Origin of the sequence: Nocardia speluncae NBRC 108251, from assembly GCF_001613245.1 — a bacterium.
GTDB classification, from domain to species: domain Bacteria; phylum Actinomycetota; class Actinomycetes; order Mycobacteriales; family Mycobacteriaceae; genus Nocardia; species Nocardia speluncae.
Genome location: NZ_BDBZ01000001.1, coordinates 285,834 through 312,657, shown reverse-complemented (window position 1 = coordinate 312,657; position 26,824 = coordinate 285,834). Strand labels below are relative to the sequence as shown.

Genomic DNA, 26,824 nt, shown 5'->3' with positions numbered 1-26,824 from the left:
GCCGACGGCCCATGCTACCTCTCATACAGCCAGATCGTCGAACTCTCCGGCTTTCGCGCCCTGGAGGAACGCCTCGATCTCCGGGCGGGTATAGAAGAGCACACCGCCGTCGGGAAAACGCGAATTACGCACGGCCACCAGGTCGCCGGCCGCTTCGGCAAACTCGACACAGTTCCCGCTCGGATTGCTGAAGGTGCTCTTGCGCCAAGCTCCGACCACCCGATTGGCTACTTCCGACATAGGACCTACTCCTTGCTCATGGTTGCTGACACCACTCGTCGCATACCGCCGGTCCTTACAGATGCACTCGCAAGTGTTCTTGCATCTGCACCGACATCAGGACGATAGCACGAAGTTCGCCGACGCGCCCCCACGTGCTTCCGGGAGGGCTCCGGCGCCCACCGCCCGACTCTCCCGACGCCGGAGAACCGGCCGCACAGCAACCGAGCACCACACGATCCGGCAAGGCCGCGCGCCTGCCGAGGGCCCACCGACGGGCCTTGTACTGTCGCAAACCGACACCGGTTCCACCAGCCCGAGAGCCGGCCGTGGCGCATCCTCCGGCACGCATCCGGCCGTACCGCCGAGGAGTCCGCCATGTCCGACGAGCACCAGCGCACCATCCGAACCGATATCCCGCACCCTGCCCGGATCTGGAACTACTGGATGGGCGGCGGCGACTACTACGAGGTCGACCGAATCGCCGCGGATGCGGGCAGCGCCGTCTATCCCGAAATTTCGACGCTGGCGAAGGAGTCACGCCGGTTCCTCTTCCGTGCCGTGCGATACCTGGCCGCCGAGAAGGGGATTCGTCAGTTCCTCGATATCGGCACCGGACTACCCACCGTGCAGAACACCCACGAGGTCGCCCAGAGTGTGGCACCGGAATCCAGGATCGTGTACGTGGACAACGACCCGGTCGTGCTGGCTCACGCCCGCACCCTGCTGACCAGCACCACCGACGAAGGGGTCGCCACCTATATCGACACCGACTACCACCACCCCGAGATCGTCGTAGCCGACGCCCGCCACATCCTGAACTTCACCCGGCCGGTAGCGGTGATGTTCATGGGCGTCCTCGGCCACGCTCAGAGGGTCGCGGAGAGGCGCCGCATCGTGCACACCGTGCTCGAATCGACCACCGCCGGCAGCTACCTCGTACTCTGGGACGGCACCGATGACGATGCCGGCTATGTGCGACTGTGCGCCGAGTCCGCCGATATCGGTGGCGAGTCCTACCGGCCGCGGCCACAGTCCGAGATCCGTGCGCTGTTCGACGGCCTCGAGCCGGTCGATCCCGGATTCACCTCGGTGGCACAGTGGTATCCGGAGGAACCGGCACCCCGCAGCGACCGACCGATTCCGGCGTACGGGGGCGTGGCCCGCAAACCGTAACCCGGCCCGCGACCGGCGAGAAGCGCAGTGCCGCTGGGCCGATGGCATGCAGAAGGCCGGTCATCGCGCCGAATGAAATTTCGAATGTTGTTTGCAGATGTACTTGCATTTGTAAGTGACGGCGACATAGACTCGCACCACCACGAGGGGCGATACGCACCATCTTCCGGTCGCTTCGCCGAGCCGGAACGTCGCCCCCGCACCATCGCACGTGAGGGGCAACCGAATGATCCAGCCATTCCGAAGTCCCCACCGGAACGCCGTCGGAAGCGTTCCCGGTACCCATACCCTGGGGCACAAACCGGAACCCTTGCACCACTTCGCGCCCGAGGCGGGCGCCGACTGCAGCGCCGAACCACCGGTACTCACCTACCGCCAGGCCCGCGCCATCCTGCACATCCACGATGTCCACGGCCCCCAATGCCGACAGTGGCTGGCCGCCGCGGCCTACCTGTCCGCCGGACTCGACGACGAATAACCCCACTGGACTGCTGTTTCTTTCCCAGCCGATACGACGGCGTCCGGTCGATGCCGATTCGTGCTGGTATTCCTCCCCCGGCCGCGGGATTCTGAAATCCCGCGCTCATGTGGATGGTGACCATGCGTATCGCCGAAATCCTCAACACCAAGGGCAGCACCGTTGCGACTGTCCGGCCCGAAACGGATATCCGCGCGTTACTCGCACTGCTGGACGAACAGAATATCGGTGCCGCCGTCGTCTCCCCGGACGGCAATCGTATCGCCGGAATCGTCTCCGAGCGCGATGTCGTACGCGGCCTGCACCGGCACGGCGCGGCGCTCCTGGACTTCCCGGTCACCCGGATCATGACCACCGAGGTTCGGACCTGCAGCCCCGGCGACCGGGTCGACGGGCTCCGGGGGATCATGACCGATCACCGGGTGCGCCATCTTCCTGTGGTCGACCAGGGCCGCCTCACCGGCATCGTCAGTATCGGCGATGTCGTCAAGAGCGCGCTGTCCGAACTCACGACGGAGCGTGAACAGCTCGTCGGCTACCTACAGGGCGGGTACTGAACCCGTTCAGCCCAGATCCGCCGAAAGCCAGCGCTCCGGCCGCATCCGGACTGTCACGTGCTCCCCCAGTTCGGCCGCGGCAAAGGCCAGGTAGCCCTCCACCTGGTCCGGCGGAAGGTAACGCGCCACCATCTCGCGGTGGCGGGCATCCGGCAGCGGCTCCACCGCAGTGACCGGCCCCTCCACGCTCACATAACGGACCGTCGGCTGCACCCGCTGCGCCATCAGGCTGAACCGGCCCGCGGCGCGGATCCGCCGCATCTTTGCCGATTCCCGGCCGGTGATGACCCACAGATCTTCGCCCGGCGTGTACTGGTACCAGATCGGGAGCGTCAGCGGCCCGCGGTCCGGGCCGGCGGAAACCGACAGGGCACCGATATGCGGTTCGGCCAGGAAGGACTGTCGTTCTTCGGGGTTCAGGGACATACGCGCACCCTAACGTGCACCCCCGACAAAACCGGGGACGCGGCGGCAGAGCTCCTGCCGGCCACCCCAAACTGATTGCCTGCCAAAGATACTGGGCGTGTTTACCGCTGATCGGTATCGTTGTTGCAGTCCGGCGGATCGGCGGAGGGAGCGAGCACGATGCCATGCCCCCTGCCCGGCCGGGATCACTCGGCGCAAGCCCGCCCCACCACTGCCGACGCACTGTTCTCACCACAAGTACGGGAATCGTTCCCCGCCCTCGCCGAGGCCGGCGAGGTGTATCTCGACAGTGCGGCCACAACGCAGAAGCCGCGCGCAGTCATCGAGACGGTACGGAAGTATCACGCGTCCGCGACGGCCAACGCCGCCCGTGGAACCTATCCATGGGCGACCGCGCTCACCCAGCAGATCGCCGCGGTGCGGGCACATACCGCCCGGTTCGTCGGCGCCGCCCACTCCGATGAGATCGTCTTCACCGGCGGCGCGACTGCGGCCCTGAACGCCGTCGCGCTCTGCTGGGGGCTCACTGCCCTCCGCGACGGAGACGAGATCCTCTACAGCCCGCGCGACCACGCCGCCAACGTCCACCCCTGGTATCTCCTGCGCGACACTCTTGCCCGATTCGGTCGGCGGATCGATCTCGTGCCCTACCGGGTGACCGAAACGGGGGCCGCCGACCTCACCGATATCGTCGCGAAGGCCGGCCCGCGCACCCGGCTGCTCACCGTCACCCATCTGCACCATGTTTTCGGTAGCGCGACCGTCCTGGACGATATCCGTTCGCTACTACCCGAGCAGGTGCTCCTGTGCTACGACTGCAGCCAGAGCGGCGGTCATATCCCGGTCGAGGTGACCGCGCTGGCCGCCGATTTCGCGGTGTTCGCGGCGCACAAGATGTTTGCCGCGCCCGGCACCGGCATTTTGTACTGCCACCGCCGGGTCCACCCGGAACTGCGTCCGTTCCTGCCCGGTGGGACGACAGATGTACGGTTCACCGCCACCGGAATCGAACCCGGTGGGATGCCCGGGCTGCTCGAGGGTGGCACCCCCAACATTCCGGGCATCCTCGCCCTCGGCACCGCCCTCGAGCTCCTCGAGTCGTACGGGATGTCCGCGGTCGCGGCGCACAACACCGCGTTGACGCACCGATTGCTGGCCGGACTACGTGAAATCGGCGGAGTGGATTTCCTGCCCGGCCCAGCATACGGCGGGCCCGATACCGGCCATGGCATCGTCTCGTTCACCCTCGACGGCATCTCCGCGGCCGATCTGGGTTTCGTGCTCGCCGAATACGGCTTCCTGGTCCGCACCGGTGCGCATTGCGTGCCGGGTGGCGCCGCCGGTGACGCCGTCCGGGTCAGTACCCAGATCTACACCGGCACCGACGATATCGACCGCTTCACCGACCGTGTCCGCGCCCTGGCCGAGGAGATTTCATGACCATCGAGACCGGCATATCCACCGGAAGTACCGAGACGGCGGCCCGTTACCACCGACGTACCGCCGCGCAGATTCTGGCCGAGCTGGCCCGGCCCGGACTTTTCCGTCCCACCGCGGCGCGTCCCACACGGCGTTTCGAGTACATCGCGACCGAACTGCTGCCCGAGCCCGGCACTCACCTCACCTTCTCGCAGCGGCTGTACCTGGAACGGTTCATGCGGCCGTGCACGGCCGGCGAGGTCACCTCCGCGACCCACCGGATGACCTGGACCGACAGTGCAGGCATACCCAACACCGGGTTCTACCGCGACGACGGGTTCGGGCCGCAGATCCCCATCGCGACCCGCGAGGCGGTGCTGGTGCTCTGGGAACAGATCGATGCCGAGGGTGCGCTGGCCGAGCGTATCGCCGCGCTCGGGCCCGCGGCGCGCGAGGTCCTTGCGGCGACCACCACCGACCACGAGCCGATCGATATCTTCCGGGTCGGGGTCGAATCCGCTGGGCGCGCGCTCGCCCAGCATGCCCTGCTGGCGGGCCGGACCTCATACCCGTCCGCGGCCGAATTCGCGCGCGGACTCTTCGATTCCGGAATCTTTACCGCAGTCGCGACCCGGTGGTTCTGGGAACTCCAGGCTTCGACCTACCGGCGCGGCATGATCCCGGTGGATCTACGGGTCACCGCCGACGGCACCGTCCGCTATCCGGAGCAGACGGTCGCGACCCTGCGGGCGATGAAAGAGGAGACCATCGCCGACGCCCACCACGTGATGCATCGGGCCACCACCGACGAGGGCTTGTCCGCCGCCGGGGCCATCGCTCGCTATCACGACGACCTCGACCTCATCTCCCGCCAGTACGCGCTGCTACCGGTGGACGAACATCCGGTGTGCCTGGCGGCGGTCACCCATCGCGCCGACGGGGAGAACTACAGCCTGCTTCCGCTCGTCGCCCAGCATTTCGTCGAGGTGTTCGGCGACCTCGTGGCCCGATGCGAACCGGTGGCGGCGCGGGCGGCCGCCGACGCGCCCGAAGATCTACCCGTGGCCACCGAGGACCGGACCTTCTACGTACCCGATATGACCTGTAAACACTGTGTGCGAACCATCCGCGGCGTATTGGAATCCATGGACATCCGGGTCGTGGATATCGACCTCGACAGTAAACAGGTGATCGCGGAATTCCGCAGCCCGCGAAACCGGGCCCGGGCATTCGAGGCGCTACGCGACGGCGGATACAACCCGGCCGACCGGCAGACCGGCACGACACCGGCGGCGCCCGGACGATGACCGTGCGACGCATCACCCCAGAACCCGATACCCGGTCCGCGCCGGATACTGCCCTACTGCCCGCGTTACCGGCACGCTGGGATCCGCTGGTACAAGATTTCCTGGCCGACCGGGCAGCGCTCGACCGGGTGGCCGACCGGTTCGGAACTCCCCTGCACCTGCTCTTCCCACAGGTGTTCACCGACAACCTCACCCGCTTGGCCGCGGTATTCGACACGACGCGGGTGAGGTACCGGATCTGCTACGCCCACAAGGTGAATCGATCCGCCGCGCTGGTGCGCACTGCTTCGGCGCTGGGCACATCCGTGGACGTGGCCTCGGCCGGAGAGCTGGAATCGGCTCGGCAGGCGGGGTTCACACCGGATCGGATAGAGGTCACCGGCCCGAAGGGCGAGGAGTTCCTGCGGGCTCTCGCGGACAGCGGGGTCACGGTCAATGTCGACAATCAATGGGAGCTCGAGACCCTGGCCGGGCTCGCCCGGCCGGCGGCGCCCATCCCGGTGCTGCTGCGGATCAGCGGATTCCCCGATTCCCGGCCGAGCCGGTTCGGCATACCGGTGAGTTCCGTGGAGCCCGCACTGGATATCCTCACGAGCAGTCGTGATCGGCTCGATTTCCGCGGGCTCGCCTTCCATCTCGACACCGGCGATATCGCGGAACGGCTCCGGGCCGCACAGACTTGTTTCGACCTGCTGGAACGGGCATGTGCACGGGGCCTGCTGCCATCGGTATTGAATATCGGCGGCGGCCTGCGTCAGGTTTTCACGGCCGACGCGCGCCGGTTCGACGAGTATGTGCACCGGCTGCGCGACGGTCTTAACGGTCGCGGTCCCCGGATGAGCTGGGGTGCCACTACGTTCGGATACCAGGTGGACGGCACCTCGGTGCGTGGCACACCGGTCTTTCACAAATATGCCAATACCGTGGCAGCCGACGACATGCTCACCGAGGTGTTGACCGCGCCGCTCGAACGGCACGGTGGGCGCGGAATCGGCCGGGTTGCGGACGACAACCTGCTGGAGATCTGGCTCGAACCGGGGAAAGCCCTCGCCGATCTCGCCGGAATCACACTGGCCCGAGTCGAATTCGTGAAGGAGGCTGCCGACGGCAGTGTGCTCGTCCATCTGGACCTCAGCCGTGATTCGGTGACACCGGCGGATCAGGAGGTGATGGCCGATCCGCTGCTGTTGCCGGGACGTCCGCCCGCGCCGCCCGCAGCCCCGGTGGGTGTCTATCTCGCGGGCCGGCTGTGCCTGGAGCGCGACCTCATCACAGCACACAAGATATGGCTGCCGTGGCTTCCCCGGCCCGGCGATCTCGTCGTATTCCCCAATACGGCTGCTTACCATTCCGATCTGTCGGCCGCGGCGGCCGCCATGCACCCACCGGCGCACAAGGTCGCGATCGAGTGGCGCGACGGTACTTTCCGGGCCACCCCGGACGCCGAGTTCCGCCCGGTGCCGTCCGGCGGCGAATCACTATCCCCCGAGGTCTCGTGACGATCTATCAGCACATCACCGATCTGATCGGTGACACTCCGTTGCTCCACCTCGACCCGGCCGTACACGGGCTCGACGGCGTCGACCTGTACGCGAAACTGGAATCGCACAATCCGTTCGGTTCGGTAAAAGACCGGGTCGCCTGGGCGATGCTGCGCGACGAATTCGATACCGTACGCGCCGAGGGCCGGACCCTCATCGAGGCGTCCAGCGGAAACACCGCCAAGGCACTGCGTGTCCTGGGAGCAATGCACGGTATCGGGCTGCGAGCCATGACCAACCGGATCAAAGTCGGCGAGGTACGGGACCTGCTGCGACTACTGGGCACCGATATCGTCGAACTGCCCGGACTGTCCGAATGCCCGGACCCCACCACCCCCGACGACGTCTATTCCGCAATCGAGAACGCCATGGCGGCGGAACCGGAGCGATTCCGGCACCTGTCGCAGTACACGAGCGAAAAGAACATCGCCGCGCATCACGACGGTACCGGCCGCGAAATTCACGAGGATCTCGCTGCGGCCGGTATCGATCGCGTCGACTACCTCATCGGTGGCCTGGGCACCACCGGCTCGAGCCGTGGCGCGGGAAGCTACCTGCGCAAATTCCATCCCGAGCTGCGAACGGTGGCCGTGGTGTCCGACCGTGGCGATTTCATCCCCGGTATCCGGTCGGAGCGGGAGATGTGGGAGGTGGGACTGTTCCAGCCCGATTTCTACAACGAGATCGTCACCGTCGAATCCGGCCCCGCCATCGAAGGCACCCTGGAACTCGCCACCGGCTACGGGATCCTGGCCGGACCCACCAGTGGCGCGGCCTACGCCGCCGCCCGGGAGGTGCTGGCGCGACCCGTCCGCGGCGGGGCCGTGGTCGCCGTGGTCATCGTGTGCGATCGGCTGGAACCATACCTTTCCTATATCCGGCAGCGGCGCCCGGAACTGTTCGGCCGCGATACCGGACGCCGGACCCCAGGTCCCGCGGAGCTCGCCGAGGCGGCGGTACTCGGCCCGGCCGAGCTCGCCGAGACGATCCGCACGCAGCACACCGTGGTGGTCGATACCCGCGGTGCGATGGCCTACCGCATCGCCCATATACCGGGTGCGATCAATATCCCCGACGACCGGCTCACCGATCTGTTCACGCACGGCACACCGTTCTCCCGGGCGCATCCGGTGGTGTTCACCTGCCCCACCGGTGATATTTCCCGGCAGTTCGCCGCCACCGCGCAGCAGACCGGGCATCTCGCCTACAGCCTCGACGGTGGGATCGCGGGCTGGCGGGCGGCCGGCCTCGAGCTGGAACGAGGGTAGCCGGGGTTCAGCCCGCAATACCGGTGGCGGATGCCGCCTCGGCACCTGGACGGGACACAGTGAGCTCCGCGGCAACGGTGTCGGGGCGCGCGGATCGGCCGGCACGACGGTGCATCAGCACACCCAGCAGCACCAGCAGCCCACCGAGCGACCAGCCGGCCAGGACATCGGTCGCCCAGTGCACACCGAGATAGACCCGGGACAAGCCGACCAGGCCCACGAATACCGCGGCGAGCAGCACCGTGATCCGCACTGCGACCCGATGCCGGAACCGCAGCCAACACAGCACGGACAGCACGCCGATCACCGCTGCCGCACCGGCGCTGTGCCCGGAAGGGAAAGCCGGGCTGTCGATCGTGACCAGCCGGTCGTCGAGTGGTGGGCGAACCCTGCCGATCAGGTCCTTGAATACCGGCACCGCGACGGCTGCCACCGCGCCCACGCCCGCGACGAGCGCCGCATCCGCTCGACGGCCACGCCACAGCAACCCTCCGCAGGCCACCAGCGCCAGCATCCACATGGCCACTGTCCCGCCCGCGTGCGTGATCACCACCGCGCCGGTGGTCAGGGATTCGTCCCGAAAACCGAGGAACCACTCGTGTATCGCCGTATCGAACCCGGCCACGGCCCCGAGGTGCACCGCCCCGGTCAGCGCGGCGAACGCGGCGAACAGCAGCACAGCGAACAAGACCATGCATTTCACGATAGCTGCTTGATATTTGCCCCAAACCGGACACGGTCCACATCGCCGGGCCCGATCCGCCTCGGTCGCCGACCATCACCTCGAACGCCCCGGCCGGCACGACCTACCGCGACAGGGCGGGGAAGACGGCGCTGCACCTGTCCGTGCCCGGTCGGCGACGCCGACGAGTCGTCCGCACATAGCCCGCGACGCCGTGCTCCTGCTCTCCACGCTTCACCCGCCGGTCCGGTGGCCGACTAGGGTGCACTCGTGGAACTCCTCTTCCTCGGCGCCCCGGGTTTCATGATGCTGCTGGCTGCGGCGGCAGCGATCCGCTGGGTCTACACCCGGTTCCCGAAGACCGGGCACGCTCCGGGCGGGGATACCTCCACCCGGCTCGCTGCGGCAGGGGTCGAGGAGATCACCGCCTTCTGGTACGGCACCAAACGCCGCGAACTGGACCAGCGGGCGGCGCAGTCCATGCTTCGCGAGGACCACAGCGACGGCGCTCCGCCGCGGGATCGGATCGACCTCGACCGGGGTCACGCCGTACTGATCGCCCGGCCGCCGGGGCCTGCCGCTGATACCTGACCGGCCGCCCGCGGGCCGGTTGCCGACGACCACCCGGCCGGGCGGCCTGCGGCGGCAGATTAGTGTGGACGGGTGCATGCAGACCAGCGATCGGACGACAGCGGGCCCCGGATCTGGGGCGGCACCACGCTTTCGGAGCGCCGGCAGGCACGGCGCAGTGCGCTGCTGGAGGCGGCGCTCGATCTGATCGGTGAGGCGGGCGCCGGTGGGGTCACGATGCGGGCGGTCTGCCGCCGGGCCAACCTCACCGACCGATACTTCTACGAAAGTTTCGCCAGCCGCGACGAATTGCTCGATGTGCTCTACCGCCAGACAGCAGAGGACTTCCTGGAACCGATGACCGTGTTCGCCGTGGCCGACGGTTCCTCCCGCGATCGGGCGCTGTCGGAGGCACTGGTGGACAAAGTGCTCGCCGACCCACGGAAATCCCGCCTGCTCCTGGTCGAACCCTATTCGAGCACCGGGCTCGGCCAGACCACCATCTCGGTGATGCCCGCCTTCACCCGGCTCATCCAGGACCATCTCTTCGCCCGAATCGACGATCCCGTACGGCGCCGGCTCGCAGCCGTCACCATGGCCAGCGGGAACGCCGGGATGTTGTCGGCCTGGTTGAACGGTTCGCTGCGGGCGACACGCGAGGAGATCGTCGATCATCTGGTCGCGATGCTCGGCGCCTACCGCACGCTCTACCAGTAACCTCACGGAGGCGGAAACCGCCACACGGCTTGGAGGTTCGGGAAATTGCACGACGAAGTCATCGGGTCGACGGGTAAGCTGATCTCGCCGATCCGAGGCCCCGGGATGCTGGGTGAGGTCCTGGTCGCCGTTCGAGGGGGAACCGAAGGCTACATCGCACGGGCAACCGAAGCCATTGCGGCCGGGAGCACCGTGCTGGTCATCGCGGTCGATTCCGGCCGTATCGCCGATGTGGTGCCCTGGATACCCCTCGCCCCGGACCCGGCGTCCGAATAGACGAACGCGAGGAGTCATTCCGTGCTGGGTTATCACGTCCCGGATCCCGACGAGGCGATGCTGGTCAGCGGCGCCAAGAGCAGCGATGCGGCACCGTTCCGGGTGATCATCGGCCGCGGTTCCTGGGTCATGCCGTTCTTTCGCAAGGTCCGGTATCTGTCGCTGGCCATGTTCGAGGCGGAGATCTCCGAACGCTGCGTCACCCAACAGGCCATTCAACTGCAGGTGCGGGCGGTGATCGCCTTCAAAGTCGCCAACGACACCGCCTCGATCGTCAATGCCGCGCAACGTTTCCTCTCCGAACAGGAACAGGAGATGTCGGTGCTCACCGGGCGGATCTTCTCCGGCCATCTGCGGTCGATCGTCGGCTCGATGACGGTCGAGGAGATCATTCGCGAACGTCAGCGCCTGGCCGACGAGGTGCTGGTGGCCTCCAAGGTGGAGATGAGCAATATCGGTCTGTGGGTCGATTCGTTCCAGATCCAGTCCATCGACGACGGCGACCTCGGCTATATCTCCGCCCTGGCCGCCCCGCACAACGCCGCTGTGCACCGCGACGCCCAGATCGCCAAATCGCAGGCGGCCCAGCGGTCGGCCGAAGCCGAACAGGAATCGCTGCGCAAACAGGCCGAATACTCGCGTGAGACCTCGATCCTCAAGGCGAGCTACCAGCGCGATATCGACAAGGCCGAGGCAGAAGCGGCCGCTGCCGGACCGTTGGCCGCGGCGCTGGCCCAGCAGGAGGTGCTCAGCGCCCAGGCCGCCCAGGCCCGCAAGGAAGCCGACCTGCGCGAACAGCAACTGCAGGCCGAAGTGGTCAAACCCGCACAGGCCGAGGCCGACCGGGTCGGGATCCTGGCCGAGGCCGAGGCGAACCGGACCCGGATCCAGGCCGAGGCCGCGGCGTCGAACAACCGGATCGCGCTCGACCAGATGCTGATCGAGCAGCTGCCGCTGATCGTGGAACAGGCCGCGCGCGGCCTGTCGAATGCGAACCTGACCGTGCTCAACGGGCCCGACGGGGTCGGCGAACTGCTCAATGGCATGGTCGGGCAGGGTCTGACCGTGTTCAACTCCCTGCAAAAGGCGCTTATTGCCGACGATGCGGAAAAGCGGGATATAGAGTGACCGCGTAACTGCGGCGAGGAGTGTGTGGTGGCCAGCGGGAAATTGGTGTCGTTCGACGGATCGCGGGGATTCGGTTTCATCCGGCCCGAGGACGGTGGACCCGATGTATTCGTCCACGTCAACGATATCGGCCTCGGCGAGGACGAACTGCGTCAGGGACGGATCTTCGAGTTCGAGGTCACCGAGGGGGACCGCGGGCCGAAAGCGGTCAATCTCCGGTCACCTCGAGTGTCCGGATCCCTCCCCGAACCGGGAGCCGGCGGCGGCGGTTCCCGGCTCACCGCCGCCGAATACACCCGGCTCGTCACCGAACTACTGCTCGATGCCTCCCCGGCACTCACCGCCGGGGAGATCGTCGTGATCCGCGAACGGCTCACCGATTTCGCCGGAGTTCAGGGCTGGATCACGGACTGACGCGTGGATCCGCCGAGTTGTCGGTAGGAACTCCTATGCTCGGGGGCGGTGAATCGACGTCGGCTGCGACGTCGATTCGGGTGAGGATCCGACCCGAGGAGGACCGCGTGGATCTACCGGTGATGCCGCCCGTGCGGCCCATGCTCGCCAAAACTGCGCCCGAGATCCCGCCCGGCCCCGGGCTCAGCTATGAACCCAAATGGGACGGGTTCCGCTGCGTGGTTTTCCGCGACGGCGATGAGATCGAGCTCGGATCGCGCAACGACCGGCCACTGACGAGATACTTTCCCGAGGTCGCGGAACTGCTGAAGGCAGCGTTGCCGCAGCAGTGCGTGGTGGACGGGGAAATCGTCGTCGTGACCGAGCACGGGCTCGATTTCGATGTTCTGCAGCAGCGCCTGCATCCGGCGGCGTCGCGGGTCGCCAAACTCGCTGCCGAAACACCTGCGAGTTTCGTCGCGTTCGACCTGCTCGCACTCGGCGACCGTGACCTCACCACCGCGCCGTTCAGCGAACGCCGTGGTCTGCTGCAATCGATCCTGGATACTGCGCCGGGCCGGGTTCACCTCACCCCGCTCACCGGTGATCCGGCCCTGGCCCGGGACTGGTTCACCCGGTTCGAGGGCGCCGGTTTCGACGGGGTGATGGTGAAGGCGGACGACCAGCCGTATCAGCAGAACAAACGGGTGATGCTCAAGGTCAAGCACGAGCGCACGGCCGACTGTGTGGTAGCCGGCTTCCGCTGGCACAAGGACGGCGCGGGAGTGGGATCGCTGCTGCTCGGTCTCTTCGACGACCAGGGCGGTCTCCATCACGTCGGGGTCGCCAGCAGTTTCACCGCCGCCCGCCGTAAAGAATTGGTCGACGAGCTCGAGCCCTACCGGGAGCGCGCGCTCGACAACCACCCGTGGCGCGATTGGGCCGATTCCGCGGCGCAGGCCGCATCCGGTGGTTCGATGCCCGGCGGGATCAGCCGGTGGAGTGCCGGTAAAGACCTGTCCTGGGAGCCACTGCGTACCGAACTCGTGGCCGAGGTCCGGTACGAACATGTGCAGTCCGGCCGTTTCCGGCACGGCGGCCGGCTGGTCCGTTTCCGCGCCGACCGCACCCCCGAATCGTGCACCTATGCTCAGCTCGAGGAAGTCGCGCCGGCCGAACTGCACGAGATCTTCGGGGCCGCGGTGGCGAAATGAGCGAATCCGTCGATATCGAGGTCGCGGGGCGGGTGTTGACCATCAGCAACCCCGGCAAGGTGTATTTTTCCCGCCGCGGCGAGACGAAATTCGATCTGGTGCGCTACTACCAGAGCGTCGCCGAGGCATTCCTGCACGTGAACGGTGGGCGGCCGCTGCTGCTGGAACGCTACCCCGACGGGGCGTCGGGAAAATCGTGGTTCCAGAAGCGGGTGCCGAAATCGGCGCCGGACTGGCTGCACACCGTTGAGGTGTCCACCCCGAACGGCACTACCAGCGATGCGCTGGTGGCACACGATATGGCGCATGTGCTGTGGGCCGTGAACCAGGGCTGCCTGGGCTTCCACGTGTGGCCCAACCATGCCGCGGAGTTACGGATCGCCGACGAGCTCCGGATCGATCTCGACCCCTCACCCGGGATCGGGTTCGACGAACTGCGCTCCGCGGCGCTGCGTACCCGCGAATTGTGTACCGAACTGGGTATCGAGACGTGGGTGAAAACCTCGGGTTCCCGCGGACTGCACCTGTATATCGCGCTGCAACCGCGTTGGGACGGTTACCAGGTGCGCGCCGCCGCTGTGGCGCTGGCGCGGGAATTGGAGCGCCGGTATCCGGACGAGATCACCGCCCATTGGTGGAAAGAGGAACGCGGCCGGCGGGTTTTCGTGGACTACAACCAGAACGCTCCACACAAAACCGTTTTCGGGGCGTGGTGTGTGCGGCCGAAGGTCGGCGCGCAGGTATCGACCCCGCTGTGCTGGTCCGAGCTGGATACCGTCGTGCCCGAGGAGCTGACGATCGCGACCGTTCCGGCGCGGCTCGCCGAAACCGGCGATCCGTGGGCGGATCGCCCTCCGCAATCCATCGAACCGCTGTTGGAGTGGTCCGAGCGCGATCTGGCGGCCGGGCTCATGGACGCGCCGTGGCCGCCGCAATACCCCAAGATGCCGAACGAGCCGCCCCGAGTCCAGCCCAGCCGCGCCCGCAAGCCGGATCCGGCCGGCTGAGCCCACGGAGGTCCCGGGCATGTTCCGTGATCACGGTGGTCGTTTGCGGTCCGGGGCGGGCCGGGGCGCGTGCCGACAGCGACTGTTGTCGGTTCACGAGACCCACAACGCCCAGATTCCGTCCTCGCAGACCAGTGCCCGGCCGCCGGCGCTGCGGGCGGTGGCGCCCGCACCGGCAGTGCAGTCTCCGCCTTCGTCACGTACCGCCGCGGCGATCCGGTGCGGCCCGGACCATTGAGGGCCGGTGACGGACTCGGCGCCGGCCAGGCACAGCAGGGTGGTGCCGTCTGTGGCCGCCCCGATCAGAGCCGGCTCCGGGCAGGCAGTGCCCTGTTCGGCGACGACCGGTGCCTCGGGCTCGGCGCGGCCGACCGGCGGCCGCGTATGCGGCGTCGCGCTGGGTGGGACGGAGACGGCGGTGGCGCTTTCCACTGGGCCCTCGGCGGGAACACCGGCCGCGGTCGCGGAGGCGGTGGTCACCCCTAGCGCGTCGCCGACCCGGGAGTACGCATCCGATACCCGATCACGAGGCAGCACGACGAACGCCACCAGCAATGCCGCCTCCAGCGCGCCGAGCAGGAATGCCGCGAAGGCCATGAACCGGCCGCGCGGATAGGTGAACGCGACCAGTCCGAAAACGAGGGCGACCGGGAAGAGCAGCACCAGAGCCGCCACCAGCGCAACGACGGCGTACGGGTTGACAACGGGCCGCTCGGTGTCGAAAGCCGGATCCTCGGAGTAGTCGAGATCCTCGGGTTCCTCATGCGGTTCCGGCCGGCGCCGCGCCCGCGGAGGTGGGCCCGCCTCGTGCTCCTGCGGTACCTCCGGCCAGCGCTGCGAATATGCCATGCGCGATCCCTTCGAACTGCGGCCGGGGGACCCCGAGGAGTCGACCTGTCCGGCGTTGCGCCAAGAATAAGCGGGATCGGACCGGCCGTTGCGGGAACCCGGAGTTGCGCGGATCACAGATGTCCATCCGACACGCCGTGATTTTCCATAACGAGACCCATGACGGCCGGTTAGTTCTCCCCGTTCACTCGCGGAAGGGATTCGGTGACAAGTGTGGTGAGGACATCGACCAGCAGTGCGTGCACCTGGGCGCGGGTCATCGTGCCGCGGGTGAGCCATTCGCGGCCCGCGACTTTCACCAGCCCGCCGTAGGCCCGGACCATCGCCCGGCGCGGCTCTGCTGCCTCCGCACCGGACAGGCCGATCATCAGCAGCAGCCGCTGGGCCGCCGCATCGTCGGCGGCGTCCAGGATCTGCTGCACCTCGGGATCGTCGCCGACCCCTTCGTGACTGGTCACCTTCACCCAGGTGCTGCCGTGCTCGGAAATCGTATCGAGCAGCCAGCGGACACTGGCGTCGATCCGTTCCCGGGCGGTGCCCTCGGGAACGCGTAGATCGTCGGGCCGGGGCAGGGTCACCATCCGGCGCACCACCGCGAGGTAGAGGTCGCGTTTGTTGCCGAAGTAGTGGTTGATCAGTCCCCGGGCCACACCGGCGCGCTGCGCGAGTTCAGCCGTGGATACCGCGGCGTAGGGCCGCTCACCGAACATATCGATCGCCTTGGCCAGGATCTGGGCCCGGCGCTCGTCGGGTTCGAGGCGGCGCCGCCGTACCGGCGCCCCGGCCCCGTTCCCGACCGGGTCGGCTTCGAGGTCAGAGCCCACGGGCGATGAGATCCTTCATCACCTCGTTGCTGCCCGCGAGGATCCGTAGAACCCGGGCACCGGTGTAGAGCTGCGAGATCGGGTATTCGGTCATGTACCCGTAGCCGCCGAACAGCTGCAAGCATCGGTCCACGACGATGCCGAGCTGATCGGTGGACCAGTACTTGGACATGGCCGCGGTCTGGATATCGAGTTCACCCTTCAGATGCCGGGTGAGGCAGTCGTCGAGGAAAACCCGGTTCGTGCGGGCGATGGTCGCGCATTCGGCCAGTTCGAATCGGGTGTTCTGCATGGCGAACAGCGGCTTACCGAACGCTTCGCGGCCCTTCGTGTACTCGACGGTCAGTTCGACCGCGCGTTCCATCATCGCTACCGCCATGATCGCGGTGACGAGCCGCTCCTGGGCCAGCAACTGCATCATCTGGTAGAAGCCTTGCCCCTCGACCCCGCCGAGCAGATTCGCCGCCGGAACGCGCAGGCCGTCGAAGAACAGCTCCGCGGTGTCCTGCCCCTTCCCGCCGATCTTGGACAGGATCCGGCCCCGGGTGAACCCCGGAGTATCGTCGCTCACCTCGGCGAACAGCAGCGACACCCCGGCCGCACCCTTCTCGGGGTCGGTTTTGGCGGCGATGATGATGCCGTCGCACAGCCAGCCGTTGGAGATGAAGATCTTCGAACCGGTGATCACGTATTCGTCGCCCTCGCGCACCGCACGGGTTGTGATCGCCTGTAGGTCCGAACCGGTACCCGGTTCGGTCATCCCGATGGACAGGACCATATCGCCGCTACAGGCCTTGGGCAGGACGCGCTTCTTCAGCTCGTCGGAACCGAATTCGGCCAGATACGGCGCGATGATCGAACTGTGCACCGGGATGCCGAGAGCACCGTCGCCCGCGCGCACCTGCTCTTCGATGATGGCCGCCTCATGGGCGAAGGTGCCGCCACCGCCACCGAATTCCTCGGCTACCGCGGGGCAGAGCAGGCCCAGTTCACCGGCCCGCCGGTACAGCTCTCTGTCCGGGTGGCCCTGTTCGATGAACCGCTCCTCGTGCGGCACCACTTCCTTTTCGAAGTAGGTGCGGGCGAGTTCCCGTACCGCCTCGACCTCGTCGTCGCTCCACGCGGGGCGTGCCATATCCGCATCCTTCGGTTCGTGATCATCAGCTCGGCACCCTGGGTGCCGGACCGTTCGGGAACGACTGTCCCGCACTATTGGCGCGATGTCAACGAAGCGGTCGCGATGACCTTCGTGCCCGGTCGCAGGCCTGCTCCCCCGCCTTGCCACAATGGTGGGCACGCTTTCCCAGCTCACGAATGGACATCCCCGCACCGATGGCCGCGACCAGCATCGATCCGAACGACCTCACCACCTGTCTGCGAGTACTCGAACAAGCGGGCCGGCTGGACCCCGGCCACCCGGACTCGATCACGGTCCAGCGCGCCGTCGGCGGCATGTTCAAGCAGCTCAAACGGCAGCGCCGCATCGCCGCCAGGCAGGCCGAACTCACCGCCGATCGCGCGGTAGTGGCCGCCACCGCCACCGGGTCGCCGAATCGGATCGACGACGAAACGGCCGGGATCCCGATCAGCTCGGCCACCACCGGCGCGTCGGCCGGAACCCTGCTGCGGGCGCGGGGCTGTTACATCTGCAAGGAGAAGTACACCCGCGTCGACGCCTTCTACCACCAATTGTGCCCCGACTGCGCCGCGACAAGCCACGACCGCCGCGACGCCCGCACGGATCTGTCGGGCCGCCGCGCCCTCTTGACCGGTGGCCGCGCGAAAATCGGTATGTACATCGCGCTGCGGCTACTGCGCGACGGCGCACACACCACCGTCACCACCCGGTTCCCCAACGATGCGATCCGCCGCTTCGCGGCCCAGCCCGACAGCGCCGACTGGCTGCACCGGCTCCGGATCGTCGGCATCGACCTGCGTGATCCTGCCCAGGTCGTCGCGCTCGCCGATGATGTGGCGGCCCAGGGGCCGCTCGATATTCTCATCAACAACGCCGCACAGACCGTCCGCCGCTCCCCTGGCGCCTACAGTGCCCTGGCCGCCGCCGAATCCGATCCGCTTCCCGCCGGTGCACTCCCCGAAACGATGACCTTCGGCCAGACCACCCGCGCGCATCCGACCGCCCTCACCGCCTCGCTCACCCCCGGCCTCACCGGCGCCGATGTGGCCGAACTGGCACTGGTGGCCGGTTCGGCCACGCCGGACCGGATCGCCCGCGGGGTCGCCATCGACGCCGGCGGCCTGGTCCCCGATCTGGCCCACACCAACAGCTGGGTGCATACGGTCGGCGAGGTCGACCCCACCGAACTACTCGAAGTGCAGCTGTGCAATTCGGTGGCCCCGTTCATCCTCGTGTCCCGGCTGCGCCCGGCGCTCGCCGCGGCGGCGGCTCGCCGCAAGTATGTGGTGAACGTTTCGGCCATGGAGGGCCAGTTCTCCCGCGGCTACAAGGGGCCGGGGCACCCGCACACCAATATGGCCAAGGCGGCGCTGAACATGCTGACCCGCACCAGCGCCGGTGAGATGTTCGAATCCGAACGTATCCTGATGACCGCGGTGGACACCGGCTGGATCACCGATGAACGGCCGCACTACACCAAGGTCCGGCTGGCCGACGAGGGCTTCCATGCCCCACTGGACCTGGTGGACGGCGCGGCCCGGGTGTACGACCCGATCGTGCGCGGCGAAGCCGGTGAAGACCTCTACGGCTGCTTCCTGAAGGACTACCGGCCCTCACCCTGGTGAATCCGGCGCGGCCATCGCGATCAGGACATACCCTGGAAGGGTGTGGTACCGGCTGCTCGCCGATCTGACCGCCGCCGTGCATGTGCTGTTCATCGGCTACGTGGTGGTGGGAGGTTTCGTTGCCTGGCGACTGCCGCGCACGATCTGGTTGCACGGCGCGGCAGCAGCCTGGGGTTTCGGCACGGTCCTGATCGGCTACGACTGCCCGCTGACCTATGCCGAGAACTGGGCACGTGAACGCGCGGGGGTCCAGGGACTGCCACCGGAGGGGTTCATCGACTACTACCTGACCGGCGTCATCTATCCGGAGAGCATGCTGGCCGAGGTACGCATACTGGTCGCGATCTGTGTGCTGGTGTCGTGGGCCGGCTGGTGGTGGCGGATCCGGGCGGGTCACCGGGCGCACCCTCGTCTGAACTCTGCGCACCCCGGGTGACGGTGTGATGAAAATCGCTGTGCCAACCGGTAACCCGAGGATCGCCCGCGCCGCACGCCAGTACGCTCGGAGCAGTGGACGTGGGAGCACGGCTGGTTCGTGATTACGAGGACGGTGCGGGCGTTGCCGCGTCGGAGCCGGTGGAACGGCCCGACCCCGGGCGCTATCTCGCCGCCACCCTGCCGGTGTGTGGATTGGCCGCCGGATCCGTCCAGGCATTCATCGCGGCGGCCGACCGCTATCGCGAGGCCGCGGGAACGGCACCGATCAGGCATCGCCTCGACCCGGAACGGATCGCGGCATCGTTCACCAGTGACCGGCTGCTGCGGATCGACGGCGCCCCCGTGGCCGGTTTTGCCGATCTGTCCGGTTTCTTCCCCACCTTCGACGGTTGGGTGCGTACGCACGCGAATTATCCGCATCACCGCGCCCGCCTGCTGGCCGCGCTCGAGTTACCCGCGGATGCCCCCGTGGAGCAGGCCGAGTCCCAGATCGCCGTGATCCGCGCCGCGGACCTCGAGGAGCTGGCCGCGGCCCGCGGCGCGATAGCGGTGCGGGTACGCGACGAGGCCCAGTGGCGAGCCCATCCACAAGCGGGTTCGGCCGCCGCCGGCCCGCTGGTCGCTGTCGTGGAGCGGTCGGACCGGCGGCGCTGTACGCTGCCGGTGTCCGGCACGCCGTATCAGCCGTTGCAGGGTGTGCGGGTGCTCGACCTGACCCGGGTGATCGCCGGGCCCGTGGCCACCCGCGCGCTGGCGCTACTCGGGGCCGAAGTCCTACGGGTGGACCCGCCCGGACTGCCGGAGATCCCATGGCAGTTCGCCGATACCGGGCAAGGAAAATCTTCGGCCCTATTGGATCTGCGGACGCCGAATACGCACTGGGAGTGCCTGTTGGACGCCGCGGATGTCCTGGTGACGGGGTACCGGCCCGGCGCGCTCGAGCGGCTGGGTCTGGCCGGCCGGCCAGGGCTGGTACACGCCCGGGTGAGCGCCTGGGGGTTCGCCGGTCCCTGGGCGGGCCGACGCGGCTTCGACAGCATCGTGCAGGCTGCAACCGGTATCGCGGTGATCGAGGGCGCCTCCGCGCTCCCCGGAGCCTTGCCCGCCCAGGCCCTCGACCATGCTTCAGGTTATCTACTCGCCGCCGGTGTCGTCGACGCGCTCGCCGCCCGGACCGGGGACGGTTTCGGCCGGGACGTCCGGGCCTCACTGGCCCGGACCGCCACCTGGCTGCTGTCCGAACGTGGCCGGAACCCCGACCATCCCGCACCCGCGGTGCCCGGCCCGCGCAATACGGTGACGCACGGACAGACCGTCACCGCCGCACCCGCGCTGGCCGAATTCCCCGATTACCCCTTCCCGGCCCCCGATTACGGTCGCGCCGAACCGCGCTGGGCCGAGACACCGGTCCGCGCGCCGAGATGATCCCACCCGGGAGGCACCGCGGTGGGATCGGCACGCACACCGGTACCGGGGGCGCCGAGGTCAGAGACCGGTGGACAACTGCACCACGACCGTCTCCTGGGTGATCTCACGGACCGACAGGTCCAGGCCCTGCGCGGATTCGGTCGAGCCCATCGGCACTGTCACCTCCTGGCCGGCAACCTTCAGTGTCACCACATTGCCCTCCACGGCGGCGAGTTCGGCGTCCACGCCGAGAACGCTGATCTTCGCGTCCACGCCGCGATCGAAGGTCACCGTGCACCCTTGGACATCGCATTGGCTGGTAGCACCCGCGCCGGTGGCGGTGCAGGCAGAAACTCCCAGAGACAGTGTGGCCACGAACCCGGCTACGGCGAACAGCCGTCGAACATACATGCGGTCAGTGTAGGGAGGAATTGCGGCGCCGCCACCGCAATCGCCGTCCGGGCCTCACAGGCCACTGTGCGCCCGGATCTGCGCCGGTGACAGCCCCCGCCGCCGGCGGATGAGCGCACGCAGGGCGCTGGCGTTCACATAGCCGATTTCCCGAGCCACCCCTTCGACCGTGAGGCCGGTCGTCCGCAGAAGCCGGGTCGCCCGGTCGAGCCGGATATCGTCGGCGAAATCCTTGGGCGACATCCCGAGCGCCGCGCGGGTGGCGCGCTGCAGGCTGCGTTCGGTGACGCCCAGTTCACGCGCCGCGCCCGAGATCAGGAACTGCTCAGAGATATGCTCGCGCACCCAGCGTTCGTACGCGACGATCAGCGGGTTGCCCCGGGCGACCACCTCGGGGATGACGTACGGCACCTGGCTGGCGCGGCCGTCGAACGCGAGATACCGCCGTGCCTGTTCCGCCAGTTCCGGACTGGTGCGGTACACGAGAGACAGGGCCATATCCATGTGGGACAGCGAGGCGCCGGCCGTGGTGATGCCGTCGCCGTGGCAGACGATGCTGCGCTCGTCCAGATCCACTCTCGGGTAACGCGCGCGGAAGCTCGTCCCGAGCCACCAGCTGGTCGTCGCCGGCGATCCGTCGAGGACACCGGCTTCCGCCAGGAAGAACGTCCCGGTACAGGCGGCAGCGAGATGTACACCCTGCTCACGTGCGCTGCGTAGCCGATCGAGGAGCCACGCGTTACCGGGGGCCGAGACGAGCGCGACCAGCGGATCGGGCTCCAGAACGCTCACCGCCGCCACCACCAGCGCATCGAACGACGTCGAGACCTCGCCCAGCGGGATGGTCTGCACGGTGTTTCCGCTACCCGACCGCACCGACCTACCGAGTGACACCGTGTGCACGTTCCACGCGGCCGGTGGATGGTCGAGTTCACTGCGCAGGACGTTCGCAGTACTGAACGCCCCGTAAAGGGCGCCCAAGCCGAGTTCACCTACGCCGTCCACAACGAAAATACCCACATCCACGCTGGCAGGATACGGATCGTAAAACGTCCTATGAAAACCGATCGGTCTTTTACATCGGCGTGGCGCGATATACCGGCCTGCCGGGCCTGTCGCAAATGGATCGCATCCTGTCGCTTCCGCCCCTCCGATCGGGCTGTCCCACACAGTAACCTCAGAGATCAACGGTGCTGTCGCGTCCGGCGACCGCACCGTTGTTCGTATGAGCACGCGAGATCGGGGTGAACCGCCGGATATGAGCACTGCGCGACCCGCGGCCCGGGCGCGTGAACGAGGTCTACGGCGCATCCGCCTCCACACCGCACACTTTTCCGAGCAACCGGCCGGATATCGCGGCCGGCGAACCGCCCTCGAAATCTCGTGCGCGCTGCAGACGACCCCGCCATGAATCTTTCAGCGTGGCCGGTGTGTACGAAAGTATGGTTGCGGCGCTGCGGGGTGCGCCGCAACTTTACCTTCGTACACACCCGGCCGAAGAACTCCGGCCCATCGGAAATGGGTGGGGCAGTGCCCGATCCATCACCCGGCATCAACCCGCCGTGCGCAGCCTCGACGCCGACATATCGTGCGCCAACGGGATATCAGGACGCCGCACACCACGTCTTCGTCGCACGGACGGGGTTGCTGCCACCCACGGCAAGCGCGACCGGTGTCATCAGGCCCGAACGATCCGCGGCCGAAACCCGATCGATGCGGGTCTCCGCCGGAATCTCACAGATTGACGTCGAGCGCGAGTTGGTTAGGATTGCCTTTCAACGGGTTCAAAGCAGCCGACGACGGTGATGCTTACTCGGCCACCGAATAGTAGAAGCAGGTCTGGAACGCGATAGATGCACAGCAACGCGCTCCAAAGGGATTCTTCCGAAGTTCTCCGGTTCGAGTTCGCCCCCGTCCCGGTTCCTTCATCGCACCTATCCCGAATCCGCTCGACATCGGATATGTCGCCGGTTCCACCGGACCCTCGGTTCCATCGGCCGAAGGCATCCCGCCACCAATGATCCATTCCGATACCAGCGATCGCCCAGCGGCGGTTTCGTCATCGCCCCGCGCCGCCCGGACCGTCAGCAGGCGGCGCGCATTCACGGTCGCGGCAGGGCTGGCGGCGACCGGGCTCGTGAACGGATGCGCCGAACCGAGCACCCTGCTACGCATGGGCACTGCCCAACCCGGCGGGCAATTCCATGAATTCGCCTCGGCACTCGCGACGGCGGCAGCGAAATTCAGTACGATCCGCATCGAACCGGTTGTCACGGAAGGCTCGGTGAGCAACCTCCGGCTGTTGGCGCGGGGGGAGATAGATACCGCACTCGCACTGGGAGATTCCGTGCAATTGCCGACCGCGGCCGCCGCGATCGGACGCGTGCACGAATGCTATATCCAGGTAGCGGTTCGTCCCGACAGCACAGTCCGCGAACTCGGCGACCTCCGCGGTAGAAGCATCGATCTGGGACTGTCCGGTTCGGGGTCCGCCCGAACCGGACAGCGATTATTACAGGCAGCGGGTCTCGCCGCCGGTTCCGATGTCACCGTCGAGCACAGAATGCTGCCGGCAGCGGTTCGTGCCCTGCAACAGGGGAACGTGGAGGCCATTCTCTGGGGCGACGAGGTCCCTACTCCTACATTCGAGTTCCCCGTCGAATTGCGTCTGCTCGATCTCGCCGAATGGGTGACGCCGCTGTCCGGTTTGGTCGATTACCCGTACGACACGGTCAGCGTGCCCGGAAATATCTACCCGGGTTCCGCCACGGTGGACACGCTCGGTGTGCCGACAATTCTGCTGGCGGCGCCGAACCTGAGTGACCACACCGTCAGCGCCATCGCAGAGCTTCTGCTCACTCGAGGCGACCTCTTGGTGCCCGCACAGACCATCGGTTTCCAGTTCCTGGACCGGCGATGGCTGGTGGGCACCGGACAAGTTCCATTGCATCCGGCAGCGTCCACCTACTATCGGGCACAGCACGGGTAATCAGCGCTCAGTGGGCGAGGCTCCGGACGGGAGACAAAACAAGAACCCGCATACCCTGCAACTGGTCCCCTTCGAGGAATCGTGTCGGAAGATACCCCGCCCTCGTGACGGATCGGTCATTCGCATCGACCACGAGGATCGGTGCCATTCGGTTGCGCATCCATACCTGCCCACGCTCACGAACTCCATCGGTACCCGAACCCTCGGATAGTGGTGATCAGCCCCGGCCGTCCCAATTTCCCTCGCAGCGTGGAGATGTGCACATCGAGCGATCGGGAAACCGCCAGGAACGCGTCACCCCATACCCGGTCCATCAACACCTCCCGGCTGACGGCACAGCCCGGGCGAGCGACCAGCACCTCCACCAGTTCGAACTCCTTCTGGGTGAGTTCGATCCGTGATCCACCGACCGTCAACTCTCGAGCACCCCGGTCCACCCGCACATCACCGGTAACCACAACCTGGTCCGCCGACATCTGGCCCGGTGGGGTAGCTCGCCGCACCACCGCTTCGATCCGCGCGATCAGCTCGGCGACCCGGGGTGGCTTTACCAGGTAATCATCCGCCCCGATCCGCAGTCCACGGACCACGGACCGTTCGTCGTCCCTGGCAGTGAGTACGACCACCGGAACCGAACTCACCTCACGCAGGTTGCGTAATACCTCCAGCCCGTCGCCGTCGGGCAAGCCGAGGTCGAGGATCACGGCATCGTAGTTTCGATGTCCGAGTAGTAGATCCGCACCGCGAGTCTTGCGCTCCGCCTGGTACCCGTATTCCCTGAGGAACTCGACCAACGCATCACCGACATCGTCATCGTCCTCGACGACCCCCAGTCGAATCTGCCGGACCGGCGCGGTGTCGAGGCCGGGTGTATTCTCACTGCTCGGCCTGCCTTCGGCGTTTCCGCTCACGAACACATACTCCTTTACACTGGGAATACTCACCGATGGACTGCTGAATGCGCCGGCACAAGCCGTTCCAGCACCGACCGCGCCCGGCCGTCCTTCGCTGCCGCGAACTCGTCCGCAGTAATTCCCACCACCTGTAAGAACTGCGCTTCCCCGTTCGGCGTATCGATGGCCCCGAGCTCGGGGTCTTCGATAAAAGTGAGGCCGCCAATGGCGCTTTCCGGGCGCTGCGGGTCGATTCCGGCACTGACCTTCATCGTATGTCCAGGTGCGAACCATTTGCCCGACTCGAAGACATAGCGTCCGAGCCGCTGTAGCAGCAGAACTGGCCACATCGGTGGCTGTCCTCGCACGTCCCAACCTTGCGAATCACTCACTGGCAGTATGATACTCGGCTACCGATCCCATTTCGGAAACCAAAACCTCAGCCCGGCGTAAATATCGATTCTGCACCGGAACCGGACAGCGTCCTGACTTCATAGTCAGCTATCGAATTCTGCTGCGCGCTCGGGCTCACCACAGTACGACGATGCCCGGGTGAATGACAGTGGTACGTTGTCCACGCGCCTGTTGCCCGGATTTCTCGGCAATCAATAGGCAACCCGACCCTACTGCGCTAACCTCGGACTGTTCGTCCCACGGACTGCCCCACGTCATCTGGCGGCGGACCGATTCGGCTCGATATCGAGGAGCGCAGCGATCAATGTTCGGCAGCGCTGCCCGCATGGCCATTGTCAGTCGACGAAGTACGCTACATCTGGCCGGAGCGGCCATCGCTCTCGCTGTGGCGGCATGCGGAGACTCCGCGCCGGCCCGGGTCCGCCTCGGCTCCGGGCTCGCCGGCGGATTGTTTCATCAATTCGGCAACACACTGGCAGCAGCCGCCGACCGTACTTCCCGCGTGCGGATCGCCCCCGTTGCCACCCCCGGTTCGGCGTCCAATATCGAACTACTCGAAAGCGGTGCCATCGACGCGGCACTCGCCCTCGGTGACACTACCGTCGCCCTCGCCGGCCGAGGGTTGGCGATCGGACGCCTCTACGAGAGCTACATCCATCTGGCGGTCCGCACTGACAGCTCGGTGCGAAAACTCGCCGATCTCCAGGGCACCCGAGTGGATATCGGGGTAATGGGGTCCGGCGCCGCGCTCACCGCAGAACGCCTGTTGCGCACTGCCGACCTCCAGCCCGGAACCGATATCACTCTCTTCAACCGGGAATTGTCCGAAGCGCTCGCAGCGCTACGATCAGGTTCGGTGGACGCTATCATCTGGGGTGGCGGGCTGCCGACTCCCGGCCTGGCGATTCCCACCCCCGTTCGCCTGCTCGATCTCGGCATCTGGGTGCAGCCGATGTCGGAACGGTTCGGCTACTCCTATGATCGTGTTCAGATCCCGGCGAACACCTATCCGGGCACATCCGGGTTCGAGACCATCGGAGTGCCGGTACTTCTTCTCGTCGCACCCGATATGACCGACAGCACGGTGGTCGCACTTGCCGAACTACTTCTACACGGCAGCAGTATGCTCGTCCCCGACCGTGCGCGCGGTTTCCAGTTCTTCGACCGTCGCTGGCTGGTGGGCACCGGCGATATTGCGCTTCATCCCGCGGCAGCTGCCTACTACCGCAGCCAGCACCGCTGACACGGGTGGCCGATGGTGGCTTCGGTGGGTTATCCGGCCTTTACATTGCCAGAAGGTGCCGCACACGTGGAGCCGTTTCATAATTGGACGCGCGACCACAGAAAGTCGACTCCGCAATCTTTCCGAGGAGAACCCGGTGACACCGGTCCGAAAGATCCGGCATCTGCAGCACCATAACTCATGCCGAGAACCCGGGTATCCCGCAGCACAAGGAT

General features: G+C 66.9%; 29 protein-coding genes. 19 read left to right on the top strand and 10 right to left on the bottom strand.

Annotated features, from left to right (window positions below; translation table 11 throughout):
* Positions 1 to 21: 21 nt before the first annotated feature.
* Positions 22 to 240: a DUF397 domain-containing protein gene (locus tag NS6_RS01285; RefSeq protein ID WP_068035390.1), complete on the bottom strand. Its 219-nt coding sequence runs from the start codon at positions 238 to 240 to the stop codon at positions 22 to 24.
* Between the two features lie 357 nt (positions 241 to 597).
* Here NS6_RS01285 and NS6_RS01280 point away from each other — a divergent pair, with 357 nt between their 5' ends.
* From NS6_RS01280 to NS6_RS01270, 3 genes are all read left to right on the top strand, one after another.
* Entirely contained in the window at positions 598 to 1,395 is a 798-nt protein-coding gene (locus tag NS6_RS01280) for an SAM-dependent methyltransferase (protein ID WP_068035388.1), read from the top strand.
* Between the two features lie 226 nt (positions 1,396 to 1,621).
* Complete coding sequence (locus NS6_RS01275) at positions 1,622 to 1,873, top strand: hypothetical protein (protein WP_068035386.1); 252 nt, start codon at positions 1,622 to 1,624, stop codon at positions 1,871 to 1,873.
* A 122-nt stretch (positions 1,874 to 1,995) separates the two neighbouring features.
* Complete coding sequence (locus tag NS6_RS01270) at positions 1,996 to 2,430, top strand: CBS domain-containing protein (protein ID WP_068036026.1); 435 nt, start codon at positions 1,996 to 1,998, stop codon at positions 2,428 to 2,430.
* 6 nt (positions 2,431 to 2,436) lie between these two features.
* On the opposite strand, the gene NS6_RS01265 is transcribed toward NS6_RS01270, so the two are convergent.
* The gene (locus NS6_RS01265) at positions 2,437 to 2,856 is read right to left on the bottom strand and encodes a pyridoxamine 5'-phosphate oxidase family protein (RefSeq protein ID WP_068035384.1); all 420 of its coding nucleotides are present in this window, start codon (positions 2,854 to 2,856) and stop codon (positions 2,437 to 2,439) included.
* Positions 2,857 to 3,015: 159 nt separating this feature from the next.
* Between NS6_RS01265 and NS6_RS01260 the strand changes: the two genes are divergently transcribed.
* From NS6_RS01260 to NS6_RS01245, 4 genes are read left to right on the top strand one after another with little or no spacing between them, the layout of a single operon-like run.
* Entirely contained in the window at positions 3,016 to 4,296 is a 1,281-nt protein-coding gene (locus tag NS6_RS01260) for an aminotransferase class V-fold PLP-dependent enzyme (protein ID WP_084470519.1), read from the top strand.
* The gene (locus tag NS6_RS01255; RefSeq protein ID WP_068035382.1) at positions 4,293 to 5,582 is read left to right on the top strand and encodes a heavy-metal-associated domain-containing protein; all 1,290 of its coding nucleotides are present in this window, start codon (positions 4,293 to 4,295) and stop codon (positions 5,580 to 5,582) included. The genes NS6_RS01260 and NS6_RS01255 overlap by 4 nt, the downstream gene beginning before the upstream one ends.
* Positions 5,579 to 7,081, top strand: a complete 1,503-nt coding sequence (locus NS6_RS01250) for an alanine racemase (protein ID WP_084470518.1) — start codon at positions 5,579 to 5,581, stop codon at positions 7,079 to 7,081. The genes NS6_RS01255 and NS6_RS01250 overlap by 4 nt, the downstream gene beginning before the upstream one ends.
* Positions 7,078 to 8,391, top strand: coding sequence for a pyridoxal-phosphate dependent enzyme (locus NS6_RS01245; RefSeq protein ID WP_157112574.1), 1,314 nt, complete (start codon positions 7,078 to 7,080; stop codon positions 8,389 to 8,391). Before NS6_RS01250 ends, NS6_RS01245 begins: the two co-directional genes overlap by 4 nt.
* A 7-nt stretch (positions 8,392 to 8,398) precedes the next feature.
* Here NS6_RS01245 and NS6_RS01240 read toward each other — a convergent pair whose 3' ends face one another.
* Entirely contained in the window at positions 8,399 to 9,085 is a 687-nt protein-coding gene (locus tag NS6_RS01240) for a phosphatase PAP2 family protein (protein ID WP_068035380.1), read from the bottom strand.
* Positions 9,086 to 9,343: 258 nt separating this feature from the next.
* Between NS6_RS01240 and NS6_RS01235 the strand changes: the two genes are divergently transcribed.
* The 7 genes from NS6_RS01235 (at position 9,344) to ligD (ending at position 14,378) form a co-directional block, all read left to right on the top strand.
* Positions 9,344 to 9,664, top strand: coding sequence for a DUF6191 domain-containing protein (locus tag NS6_RS01235; protein WP_068035378.1), 321 nt, complete (start codon positions 9,344 to 9,346; stop codon positions 9,662 to 9,664).
* Between the two features lie 72 nt (positions 9,665 to 9,736).
* Positions 9,737 to 10,360 carry a TetR/AcrR family transcriptional regulator gene (locus NS6_RS01230; RefSeq protein WP_068035376.1) on the top strand — a complete coding sequence of 208 codons (624 nt, stop codon included), beginning with the start codon at positions 9,737 to 9,739 and terminating at the stop codon, positions 10,358 to 10,360.
* 45 nt (positions 10,361 to 10,405) lie between these two features.
* Positions 10,406 to 10,636: an NfeD C-terminal domain-containing protein gene (locus NS6_RS01225; RefSeq protein WP_068035374.1), complete on the top strand. Its 231-nt coding sequence runs from the start codon at positions 10,406 to 10,408 to the stop codon at positions 10,634 to 10,636.
* A gap of 21 nt (positions 10,637 to 10,657) precedes the next feature.
* Entirely contained in the window at positions 10,658 to 11,764 is a 1,107-nt protein-coding gene (locus tag NS6_RS01220) for an SPFH domain-containing protein (protein ID WP_068035372.1), read from the top strand.
* Positions 11,765 to 11,788: 24 nt separating this feature from the next.
* Positions 11,789 to 12,178 carry a cold shock domain-containing protein gene (locus tag NS6_RS01215; protein WP_068035371.1) on the top strand — a complete coding sequence of 130 codons (390 nt, stop codon included), beginning with the start codon at positions 11,789 to 11,791 and terminating at the stop codon, positions 12,176 to 12,178.
* Between the two features lie 107 nt (positions 12,179 to 12,285).
* Positions 12,286 to 13,371: an ATP-dependent DNA ligase gene (locus NS6_RS01210; protein WP_218024241.1), complete on the top strand. Its 1,086-nt coding sequence runs from the start codon at positions 12,286 to 12,288 to the stop codon at positions 13,369 to 13,371.
* Positions 13,368 to 14,378 (top strand): non-homologous end-joining DNA ligase, encoded by a 1,011-nt coding sequence (gene ligD / locus NS6_RS01205; RefSeq protein WP_068035369.1) that lies wholly within the window; start codon positions 13,368 to 13,370, stop codon positions 14,376 to 14,378. The genes NS6_RS01210 and ligD overlap by 4 nt, the downstream gene beginning before the upstream one ends.
* Before the next feature lie 93 nt (positions 14,379 to 14,471).
* Here the strand turns inward: ligD and NS6_RS01200 are convergent, their stop codons facing one another.
* The 3 genes from NS6_RS01200 to NS6_RS01190 all read right to left on the bottom strand — a co-directional run bounded on the left by NS6_RS01200 (position 14,472) and on the right by NS6_RS01190 (position 17,186).
* Complete coding sequence (locus NS6_RS01200; RefSeq protein ID WP_068035367.1) at positions 14,472 to 15,227, bottom strand: hypothetical protein; 756 nt, start codon at positions 15,225 to 15,227, stop codon at positions 14,472 to 14,474.
* Between the two features lie 170 nt (positions 15,228 to 15,397).
* Entirely contained in the window at positions 15,398 to 16,051 is a 654-nt protein-coding gene (locus tag NS6_RS01195; RefSeq protein WP_068035365.1) for a TetR/AcrR family transcriptional regulator, read from the bottom strand.
* The gene (locus tag NS6_RS01190; protein ID WP_068035363.1) at positions 16,041 to 17,186 is read right to left on the bottom strand and encodes an acyl-CoA dehydrogenase family protein; all 1,146 of its coding nucleotides are present in this window, start codon (positions 17,184 to 17,186) and stop codon (positions 16,041 to 16,043) included. Before NS6_RS01190 ends, NS6_RS01195 begins: the two co-directional genes overlap by 11 nt.
* A 197-nt stretch (positions 17,187 to 17,383) precedes the next feature.
* On the opposite strand from NS6_RS01190, the gene NS6_RS01185 reads away from it, so the two are divergent.
* From NS6_RS01185 to NS6_RS01175, 3 genes are all read left to right on the top strand, one after another.
* Entirely contained in the window at positions 17,384 to 18,814 is a 1,431-nt protein-coding gene (locus NS6_RS01185; RefSeq protein ID WP_068035361.1) for an SDR family NAD(P)-dependent oxidoreductase, read from the top strand.
* A gap of 40 nt (positions 18,815 to 18,854) precedes the next feature.
* Positions 18,855 to 19,250, top strand: coding sequence for a DUF2784 domain-containing protein (locus NS6_RS01180; RefSeq protein ID WP_068035359.1), 396 nt, complete (start codon positions 18,855 to 18,857; stop codon positions 19,248 to 19,250).
* Positions 19,251 to 19,324: 74 nt separating this feature from the next.
* Entirely contained in the window at positions 19,325 to 20,677 is a 1,353-nt protein-coding gene (locus NS6_RS01175) for a CoA transferase (RefSeq protein ID WP_084470517.1), read from the top strand.
* Between the two features lie 60 nt (positions 20,678 to 20,737).
* Here NS6_RS01175 and NS6_RS01170 read toward each other — a convergent pair whose 3' ends face one another.
* Positions 20,738 to 21,070: a hypothetical protein gene (locus tag NS6_RS01170; protein ID WP_068035357.1), complete on the bottom strand. Its 333-nt coding sequence runs from the start codon at positions 21,068 to 21,070 to the stop codon at positions 20,738 to 20,740.
* A 54-nt stretch (positions 21,071 to 21,124) separates the two neighbouring features.
* Positions 21,125 to 22,096 (bottom strand): GlxA family transcriptional regulator, encoded by a 972-nt coding sequence (locus NS6_RS01165; protein ID WP_068035355.1) that lies wholly within the window; start codon positions 22,094 to 22,096, stop codon positions 21,125 to 21,127.
* A 991-nt stretch (positions 22,097 to 23,087) separates the two neighbouring features.
* Between NS6_RS01165 and NS6_RS01160 the strand changes: the two genes are divergently transcribed.
* The gene (locus NS6_RS01160) at positions 23,088 to 24,059 is read left to right on the top strand and encodes a TAXI family TRAP transporter solute-binding subunit (RefSeq protein WP_084470516.1); all 972 of its coding nucleotides are present in this window, start codon (positions 23,088 to 23,090) and stop codon (positions 24,057 to 24,059) included.
* 176 nt (positions 24,060 to 24,235) lie between these two features.
* On the opposite strand, the gene NS6_RS01155 is transcribed toward NS6_RS01160, so the two are convergent.
* Positions 24,236 to 24,898: a response regulator transcription factor gene (locus tag NS6_RS01155; RefSeq protein WP_068036013.1), complete on the bottom strand. Its 663-nt coding sequence runs from the start codon at positions 24,896 to 24,898 to the stop codon at positions 24,236 to 24,238.
* Positions 24,899 to 24,999: 101 nt separating this feature from the next.
* On the bottom strand, positions 25,000 to 25,344 hold the full coding sequence (locus NS6_RS01150) for a suppressor of fused domain protein (RefSeq protein ID WP_157112573.1): 345 nt from the start codon (positions 25,342 to 25,344) through the stop codon (positions 25,000 to 25,002).
* A gap of 326 nt (positions 25,345 to 25,670) precedes the next feature.
* Between NS6_RS01150 and NS6_RS01145 the strand changes: the two genes are divergently transcribed.
* Complete coding sequence (locus NS6_RS01145; protein WP_245669085.1) at positions 25,671 to 26,609, top strand: TAXI family TRAP transporter solute-binding subunit; 939 nt, start codon at positions 25,671 to 25,673, stop codon at positions 26,607 to 26,609.
* Positions 26,610 to 26,824 lie beyond the last annotated feature (215 nt).